Here is a 7781-nt window from a genome sequence, read left to right on the forward strand (position 1 = left end):
GCAGCGCGGCTGGAAGCACGAGACCGACGACGACGACACCGACGCCGACGCCGTGGACGCCGCGGCGAAGAACCTCGAGCTGCTCGGCTACGTCGGGCTGGCCGACACCGCCCGGGCGTCGGCACGCCCGCTGATCGAGGCGCTGGTGGACGCCGACCGCGACGTGGTGCTGATCACCGGCGACCACCCCGTGACGGCGCGCGCGATCGCCCGGCAGTTGGGCCTGCCCGAGGGCGCCAGAGTGGTCACCGGAGCCGAACTCGCCGGCCTCGACGAGGACGCGTGCGCCAAGCTGGTCGCCGACGTGCAGGTGTTCGCCCGTGTCAGCCCCGAGCAGAAGGTGCAGATCGTGGCCGCCCTGCAGCGCTGCGGCCGGGTGACGGCGATGGTCGGCGACGGCGCCAACGACGCCGCCGCCATCCGGATGGCCGACGTCGGTATCGGGGTGAGCGGTCGCGGTTCGTCGGCCGCCCGCGGCGCCGCCGACATCGTGTTGACCGACGAGGATCTGGGCGTATTGATGGACGCCCTGGTCGAGGGCCGCAGCATGTGGGCGGGCGTGCGCGACGCCGTCACGATCCTGGTCGGCGGCAACGTCGGTGAGGTGCTGTTCACCATCATCGGCACCGCGTTCGGCGCCGGCCGCGCCCCGGTGGGGACCCGTCAGCTGCTGCTGGTCAACCTGCTCACCGACATGTTCCCCGCGCTCGCGGTAGCCGTCACCTCGCAATACGTCGAACCCGACGAAGCCGAATACGAATCGGCCGAGGCCGCCGAGGAGGCGCGCCGCCTGCACCGGCGCGCCGTGCTCACCGGGGCCACGCCCTCACTCGACGCCCCGCTGATGCGCCAGATCGTCACCCGTGGCGCCGTCACTGCCGCCGGGGCGACGGCCGCCTGGGCGATCGGGCGCTGGACGCCGGGTACCGAAAGGCGCACGGCCACAATGGGTTTGACCGCGCTGGTGACGACGCAGCTGGCGCAGACGCTGCTGACCCGCCGGCACAGCCCGCTCGTCGTGGCGACGGCCCTGGGCAGCGCCGGCGTCCTGGTCGGCATCGTGCAAACCCCGGTGATCAGCCAGTTCTTCGGCTGCACGCCGCTGGGGCCGGTCGCCTGGTCCGGGGTGCTGGGCTCGACGGCGGGAGCCACCGCGATCTCGGCGCTGGCCCCCAATTGGCTGGCCAAGCAGGTCGCCGCCCTGGAGCCCGGCGAGGAATGATCGTGTTCAGCCGGACAACTCCCGGCGCAGCACCTTGCCGGTCGGGTTGCGCGGAATGCTGTCCACGACGTTGATGTCGCGGGGCTGTTCGAAGCGGGAGACCCGGTCCTTCAAATATTCGCGCAGCTGCGCGGCGTCGATCTCGCTGCCGGGCTGGGCGACCACGTATGCGGCCAGGCGCTGACCGAACCGCTCGTCGGGGACTCCGATGACGACGTTCTCGGCGACGGCGGGGTGCTGGGCGAGCGCGTTTTCGACCGCGCGCGGATAGACGTTCTCGCCGCCGGAGATGATCATGTCGTCTTCGCGGCCGACGATGAAGAGCCGGCCCGCGTTGTCCAGATAGCCCATGTCGCCCGTGCTGGTCATGCCGTCGACGACGGCCTTCGCGGCGCCGTCGGTGTAGCCGTCGCTGGTCAGTTCGCCGCCCACGAAGATCCGCCCGGTGACCCGCGGCCCGACCGCCCGGTCGTTCTTGTCGAAGATCCGTACCGGACAGCCCACGACCGGCCTTCCGACGGTTTCGGGCGCTTCGCGCAGATCCGCCGGCGTGGCCAGCGCACCGATGCCGACCTCGGTGGAGCCGTAGCCGTTGTAGAGGACGTCGCCGTAGGCGTCCATGAACCGCTGGCCCAGCGTGGGATCGAGGCGGTCGCCGCTGGAGATCACCGTCCGCAGATAGGGCAGCGGGTTTCGCGCCCGCACCTGCTCGGGCAGCTCCAGGATGCGCGCGAGCACCACCGGCACCGCGGTGAAGGCGTCGGCACGATGCAGCGACGCCTGGGCCAGCGCGGCTTCGGCGTCGAACTCGCGGCGGGTGAGCACGGTTCCCCCGAGCGCGAGGGTCAGCATCAGCATGCCCAACCCCAGCCCGTGAAACATGGGCATTGCCACCGAGATTCGCGACCCGGTGTGCAGCCGGGTGCGGTCCAGGATCGTCACCCACACGCCCACCGCGGAGCGCAGCTGCGGTGAGCGGGGCACCCCCTTGGGGGTGCCGGTGGTGCCCGATGTCAGCAGGACGATGCGGCCGGGGGCGGCCACGGCCGGTCTGCCGGCGCCTTCGTCGGCGCCGAGCGTCGCCGGATCGACGGTTCCGACCGATTCGTCAGCGGCCCGCAACCGCTCGACGAATTCGGCGTCGGCGACCACGGTCGAAATGCGGTGCGCTTGCACCGCGGCGGCCAGCGCGTCGCTGCGAAACTCCGTGCTCATCGGGACGACATCGGCGCCCAGCAGGGCGGCGGCGAACACGCCGGCCACAAAACCGCGTCCGTTGCGGCACATCACCCCGACCGCCTGCCCGGGTGCAACGCCGTCGTCGGCCAACCGCCGCGCCAGCGACTCGGTCACCAGTTGCAGCCGGCGATAGCTGAGCGCGCCGTCGTCGTCGACGATCGCCGTCCGGTCGGGCCACCGGGCCGTCGTGACCGCCAGCAGCGTGTACGGATTGGTGCCGCCCCGGCGTGCCTCGCGAAGCAGCCGGAAACCCGCCAGTGGCGCCGGCGGACTCAGCAGGCCCGAGCGCAGCAGGGCCCGGGCAGCGGTGGGAATCACCCGGTCATTCGTCATTGTCGGCCTCGTCGGTGTCGGACTCGCTGAAGAACCGGCGATGCCACAGCCGGGCGGCGTAATCGGCCGGCCCCGCCAGCAGCACCGAGGCCAGCTCGGCCGGCAGCACCCAGGGCGGTTCGATGGTGCGGGGCCGCTCGATGACCGCCTTGGCGATCGCGTCGGCGGCCTCGTCCGCCGACAGGCCGGGTAGGCGGCCCAGCAGCGGGGTGGGCGCGATCATCCTGGTTCGGACTAGAGCGAAGTAGACAGTGGTCACATCGACGCCGTCGGTGTGCAGTTCCGGAGCGACGCTGCGCAACCAGCGGTCGAAGGCGCCCTTCGATGCCTGATAGGCACCCCATTGCGGACCCGGCGCCACCCGCACCCCGACGCTCGAGACGTTCACGATGTGCCCGCTGCCGTTGTCGCGCATGGCCGGCAGCAGCCCCAGGAGCAGCCGCACCGGTCCCAGGTAGTTGATCTCGATCGTGCGCTGGAAGTCGTGCGGCCGGTCGTACTGGTCATGTAGCGAGCGGCGCAACGATTTGCCGGCGTTGCTCACCACGATGTCGGGCGGGCCGTGCTCCTCGGTAATGCCCTTGGTCAGGGTGCTCACCGCGGATTCGTCGGTGAGGTCGGTGGGATAGGCAACCGCGTGGCCCCCACCGGCATTGATCGACGCCGTCAGGTCGCAGAGCCGTTCCTCGGATCGGGCGACGACCAGGACGGTGGCTCCCGCGGCGGCCAGGCTGCGCGCGGTCGCCTCGCCGATGCCGTAGGAGGCGCCGGTCACCAAGACGGTTTTGCCGGAGACGGCGCCGCGCAACTTGTCGGGATCCGACACCCGCGCCGGGTTGGCCACGTGGTCCGTGACCGTGTTCAGGGCCTGCGTTAGTGCGTTCAACTTCGCTGCCGCATTCACTCGAGCCGCTCGCCGAGGTCGGCTGTTGCTTCACCGTAACCCCGGCTCGTAACTACGAGTAGCAGACCACACTGGGGTGCGGGCCCGCGCTCCGGCCCGGCGCCGCCGCCCAGCGGGCGACCCGAGCGAGCGGTGGGCGCGCCGGGCCCGGGCGCCCGCGCCGGATGGCGTCGCGCACAACCAATCTCAGCCCGTCCGCAATCGCGGCGGTTATTTTATGAGAACACGGTAATTTCGGTGTTTCTGGTGTTTAAGCGGCGTGTTGGCTGGGCACAATGGCGGCATGATCGCACGTCACGTCATTCGTACCCTTGGTTCCGCAGTAGTTCTCGCAGCGTCGGGCGTGGCCGTTTCGGCCGTGTCCGCCTCCGTTATCCCCTCCGCGTCGGCCCAGTGTCCGGACGTGCAAGTGGTGTTCGCCCGCGGCACCGGTGAAGCACCGGGCGTGGGCCCCACCGGCCAGGCCTTCGTCGACGCCCTGCACCAGCGCGTGGGCGGACGGTCCTTCGACGTCTACCCCGTCAACTACCCCGCCAGCGATCAGTGGGCGACCGGCATCGACGGCGTCAGAGACGCGGGCGCGCACGTGAATTCGATGGCCCATGACTGCCCCAACACCAAGATGGTGCTCGGTGGCTACTCGCAGGGCGCGGCCGTGATGGGCTTTGTCACCTCGGCCGCCGTGCCCGACGGCATCGACCCCAACACCGTGCCCAAGCCGCTGGCCCCCGACGTGGCCAACCACGTCTCCTCGGTGGTGCTGTTCGGCATGCCCAACGTGCGGGCGATGAACTTCCTCAACGAACCGCCCGTGGTGATCGGCCCGGCGTATCAGGACAAGACCATCAAGGTGTGCGCCACCGAGGACCCGGTCTGTTCCGACGGGATGAATTTCGCCGCGCACGACACCTACGCCGACGACAGCGCGATGATCGACAAGGGAGTCTCGTTCGCCTCCAGCCACCTGGCCCTGGACGGCCCGGCCGCAACCGCGGTCGCGTCGCCGCGTGGCAGCTTCGGAGAGTAACCGCCTGCCCGGGGTTCCTGGCTAGTCCCTGATGAAGCCCTTGTTGCGCATCAGGGCATCGGCCAGGAATCCGTCGTGCGGAATGTGCGGGGCGTGCCACCACGTGGGGTGGTGGCCGCAGTAGAGGTTGCCGACGGTCGGCTCGGCGATCAGATCGTCGATCAGCGCCTCGTCGCCGGTGATCGCGGTGACCACCAGCGAATGCCGTAATGGTTGGACCCCGTCGTGGCGCGACCAGGCCGACACCCACGCACACGGGAAGGGCAGCTCCAGGTTGAGCTGGTCCGGATCGGGTTGTGCCATCACATGCAGGGCCGGGCGCAGCGCGGCGTAGCCGTCGCCGAGTTCGGCGACCACCCGGTCGGCGCCGAGCAGCGGGGTCGACCCGACGGCCTTGGCCGCCAAGATGTTCGCGACCGCGCGCGCCCGGTGGACGGGCAGGGTGGGCAGGACCGCCCGCTCGTCATCGGTGGGCAGCGGTTCGATCGCCGCCAGCCGTTCGGCGATGGCATGGGCCAGCGCGGCGGGATCGCCCTCGTAGAGCACCGCGGTGGTGTTGACGCATGCCATGCCGCCGTGGTTGGCGATCGAGTCGACGATGACGTCGAGGTAGTCGCGCCAGTCGCGGTCGGCGGTGATCACGATCTTGCTGCGCCCCGGCCCGTTGACGATCACCGCCGGGTCGTCGGCGTACTTGTCGACCACCTGCTGGCCCCCGTACACCATCGCCAGGTCGGCCGTCCGGATGATCTCGTCGGCGCCGGCATGGTCGGTGGGCAGGTAGACGGCGTCCTCGGCGCGGAACCCGGCCCGCCGCAGCGCGCACACCAGCCGGTGAGCCGTCAGCGGCTCGCGGCGTGAGGGGCGCACCGCGACCCGGTAGCCCAGCGCGAGGGCCTGCGGCCAAAGCCCATGGACGCCCGGGCCGTTTCCGGCCGCGTGCACCGCGAACACCTCCCCGCGCCGCACCCACACCGCACCGCCCGCGCGGGTCCGCTCCTCGCGCCAGTCCAGCGCCGCCCCCACCGGCCGCGCCGGCCGCACCGCGTCGACGGCGTCGCCCACCGCGTCGGCCACCCCGCGCGCCCCGGCCCGGGTGACCGCGATCGGCATGCCCGAAATCCGGGCGGCCAACGTCACATAGGCCTCGAAATCCAGCCCCGCGACGACGCCGTCGGCGAAGATGCCGGCGGCCCGGGACAGCGCGGCCGCGCGCCGGGCAACGGGCAGCGGTGCGGTCCTGCGCTGCGCGCCCAGCGTCCGCGACACATACAGCGGCGGAACCAGGCTCAGCTCCGCGACCGCGGCACCGGCGGTGGTGGTGACCAATTCGCGTTTGCGGGTCCGGTACTCACCGTCCGCACCGAGGGCGTCGAGTGCCACCAAACCGGTTGCCGCACAGCCACTGTCACTGTCCACGCTCAGTACACGCCCTCGATGACGGCCTCGCCCTCGAAGGTGGACACCGGCCGCACCTCGCTGACCGAATCGCTGAGATCGCCCGCCGGTCCGGGCATCCTGATCGCCCGGTCGCGCTCCAGGTTGTTCGGTATGAACATGCCCTTGCTGATGTGGTGCATCACCACCTGACCCGGACGCCCGTAGGGCACCCGTTCCCCGGTGTCGGGATCGACCACCCAGAACACCACATACGGGGTGCGCGGATCGAAGACGAAGGAGTCGTCGTCGCCGGTCCGGGTTACCGCCTGTGACAGCACCATGGTGCTGCCGAACGCCATGGCGATGGTCGTCGCGGGAAAGATGTCGCGCAGCAGGTCGAGGGTGTCGGCGTCCACGTGCGCCCCGCTGAGCAGCAGGTAGCGGATCTTGTCGTTGACCAGGTCGACCACCCGATCGTTGCGGGCGATCGCCTCCAGCAGCGGCGGGGTGGTGTGCAGGTTGGCCACGGACTGCGTCTGCAACACGAAGACGGCCTGCTCGACAACGTGGTCGACGTAAGCCGCCACCTCGGTTGCCGCCCCGCGCGCGGCGAGCCGTTTCACCCAGCGGGGATCGATGTCGATTGCGTGGAAGACGGAGCCGAGCCGCTGCGACACCAGCCGGGAGAAGTAGCCGACGCCGTGCGGACCGCTCGGCATCAGACACAGAAAGCCCTGGCCCCGCCGGAAACCGCCCGCGGCGAAGTCCTCGGTTTGCCATTCGACTACCTGCGCGACCCAATCCGGCAGCTGCACAGTGCGTTTCGGGGCGCCGGTGGTACCCCCGGATTCGAAGATCTGGGGCACCGGTGGCCGGGGCCCGTAACCGCGCGGAATGAGGTCTTCCACTGGGACACTGCGTAATTCGTTGACCAGGTTGGGGAACAGTTGTAGGTCGGCGAAGGTGTTGACGTCGGTCAGCGGGTTGAAGTTCAACGTGCGGGCGGCCCGCAGCCAGAACGGCGAACCGGTGTCGTCGCCGAAGTGCCAGGCCATCGCCGCCCGCAGGTAGGCCTCGGCGTCCGCCACGGGCGCCGCCCGTGGGACGTCCAACAACGAGAAATCGACTGCGGCCATGCCCTCGATACTCTCGCATCCAGGACGGTGCCGCCAAGGACGACGGGCGCCCGCGGCCAGCGGCGTATCCCCTTATCCGCTTATTTCACAAGGAATTTCATCTGTGTGCACGCGGTGTTCAGCGGAACCGCCCGGCCTAGCCGCCGAACATGGCGGTGATCGTCTCGTTGAAGCGGGGGTAGATGTCGTCGTAGGTGCCGTCGCGCTCGGCGAACCGGAACATCTTGGCGCGCTCCACCACGATTTCCTTGGCCTGCGGCTGCGTCTGCAACAGGGTGACGGTCTCGGTGATGTAGTCCTCCAGCGGCATCGCCCGGGGATCGAATCCCCGCTCGCCCTGCAGCGCGGTTTGCACGTGCGGCGGGATGATTTCGATCACCTGCACCGAAGTGCCGCGCAGTTGGAAGCGCAGCGATTCGGTGTAGGAGTGCAGCGCCGCCTTGGAGGCACAGTAGCTCGGGGTGAGCGCGCTGGGCATGAAGGCCAGACCGGACGTGACGTTGAGGATGGTGGCGTGCGGCTTGCGCAGCAGCGCGGGCA

7 protein-coding genes are annotated in these 7781 nt (G+C 70.2%); 2 read left to right on the forward strand and 5 right to left on the reverse strand.

What is annotated here, in order from left to right:
* On the forward strand, positions 1-1222 hold a 1222-nt coding region (locus tag A5622_RS11530; RefSeq protein WP_231998307.1), incomplete at its 5' end, for a cation-translocating P-type ATPase.
* A gap of 6 nt (positions 1223-1228) precedes the next feature.
* Here A5622_RS11530 and A5622_RS11535 read toward each other — a convergent pair.
* Together A5622_RS11535 and A5622_RS11540 are read right to left on the reverse strand one after the other, a co-directional pair.
* A complete protein-coding gene (locus A5622_RS11535) occupies positions 1229-2794 on the reverse strand; it encodes an AMP-binding protein (protein ID WP_066878600.1) in 1566 nt (521 codons plus the stop codon).
* Positions 2784-3698, reverse strand: a complete 915-nt coding sequence (locus A5622_RS11540; protein WP_066878602.1) for an SDR family NAD(P)-dependent oxidoreductase — start codon at positions 3696-3698, stop codon at positions 2784-2786. The genes A5622_RS11535 and A5622_RS11540 overlap by 11 nt, the downstream gene beginning before the upstream one ends.
* Before the next feature lie 283 nt (positions 3699-3981).
* Between A5622_RS11540 and A5622_RS11545 the strand changes: the two genes are divergently transcribed.
* Entirely contained in the window at positions 3982-4725 is a 744-nt protein-coding gene (locus A5622_RS11545) for a cutinase family protein (protein ID WP_066870042.1), read from the forward strand.
* A gap of 21 nt (positions 4726-4746) precedes the next feature.
* On the opposite strand, the gene A5622_RS11550 is transcribed toward A5622_RS11545, so the two are convergent.
* From A5622_RS11550 to A5622_RS11560, 3 genes are all read right to left on the reverse strand, one after another.
* A complete protein-coding gene (locus tag A5622_RS11550; RefSeq protein WP_066878606.1) occupies positions 4747-6111 on the reverse strand; it encodes an aldehyde dehydrogenase family protein in 1365 nt (454 codons plus the stop codon).
* A 35-nt stretch (positions 6112-6146) separates the two neighbouring features.
* On the reverse strand, positions 6147-7241 hold the full coding sequence (locus A5622_RS11555; protein ID WP_066878604.1) for an AMP-binding protein: 1095 nt from the start codon (positions 7239-7241) through the stop codon (positions 6147-6149).
* A 136-nt stretch (positions 7242-7377) separates the two neighbouring features.
* Positions 7378-7781 (reverse strand): SDR family NAD(P)-dependent oxidoreductase (locus A5622_RS11560; protein ID WP_156752930.1); only part of this gene is annotated, 404 nt, incomplete at its 5' end.

It is taken from the genome of Mycobacterium sp. 1245801.1, from assembly GCF_001673055.1.
In the GTDB taxonomy this organism is placed as follows: domain Bacteria; phylum Actinomycetota; class Actinomycetes; order Mycobacteriales; family Mycobacteriaceae; genus Mycobacterium; species Mycobacterium europaeum_A.

What these genes read in the sequence shown, in the direction of transcription:
- A5622_RS11535 (WP_066878600.1), bottom strand. Translation starts at nt 2,794, where the DNA reads ATGACGAATGACCGGGTGATTCCCACCGCTGCCCGGGCCCTGCTGCGC.
- A5622_RS11545 (WP_066870042.1), top strand. Translation starts at nt 3,982, where the DNA reads ATGATCGCACGTCACGTCATTCGTACCCTTGGTTCCGCAGTAGTTCTC.
- A5622_RS11555 (WP_066878604.1), bottom strand. Translation starts at nt 7,241, where the DNA reads ATGGCCGCAGTCGATTTCTCGTTGTTGGACGTCCCACGGGCGGCGCCC.